Source organism: Caballeronia humi (genome assembly GCF_001544475.1).
In the GTDB taxonomy this organism is placed as follows: domain Bacteria; phylum Pseudomonadota; class Gammaproteobacteria; order Burkholderiales; family Burkholderiaceae; genus Caballeronia; species Caballeronia humi.
On record NZ_FCNW02000213.1, the window covers coordinates 1 to 863 of the forward strand.

The window sequence follows — 863 nt, forward strand, 5'->3', positions numbered from 1 at the left end:
ATTCTCGCGGACCTTGGCGCCGACGTCATCAAGGTGGAACGCCCCGAAGTCGGCGACGACACCCGCAGCTGGGGGCCTCCATTCCTGAAGGCAAGCGACGGCTCTGCCTCGAAGGAGTCAGGCTATTTTTTGTCAGTGAATCGCGGCAAGCGCTCGGTTGCAGTCGACCTCGCGACGCCCGAAGGGCAAGCGACCGTGCGTGCGCTCGCGGCGCAGTGCGATGTCGTCCTCGAGAACTTCAAGGCCGGCGCCCTGAAGCGATACGGCCTCGCCTATGACGACCTGAAGGCCGTCAGGCCAGATCTGATCTATTGCTCGATTACGGGTTTCGGCCAGGATGGTCCGAAGTCGGAAAACGCCGCCTATGACTTCATGATCCAGGCAATGGGCGGCCTGATGAGCGTGACGGGCGAGCGCGACGACGAACCTGGCGGCGGCCCACAAAAGGTCGGCGTGCCGATTGTCGACATCATGACGGGCATGTATGCGACGGTCGGCATTCTCGCCGCGCTCGCGCGGCGTAACGAAACGGGCGTAGGTGAGTATATCGACGTTGCGATGCTCGACGTTCAGGTCGCGTTTCTCGCCAATCAGGCGATGAATTACCTTGTCTCGGGCAAGACGCCGGCTCGCAATGGCAACAAGCATCCCAACATACAGCCGCAGGACGTGTTCAAGTGCCGTGACGGCTTTCTGGTGCTCGCAGTCGGCAACGACGGCCAGTTCCGCAAATTCTGTGAAGTCATTGCGCGTCCCGATCTCGCCGATGACGAGCGCTTCGCGACCAATGCGCAGCGCGTGCGCAATCTTCCGCCGCTGCTCGCGATCATCCGCGAAGCGCTGCTCGGGGACGATCTCGACGT

1 protein-coding gene is annotated in these 863 nt (G+C 62.1%); it reads left to right on the top strand.

Annotation, left to right across the window (positions count from 1 at the left end):
- A partial coding sequence (locus AWB65_RS35100; RefSeq protein ID WP_087671280.1) for a CaiB/BaiF CoA transferase family protein occupies positions 1-863 on the top strand: 863 nt, incomplete at both ends.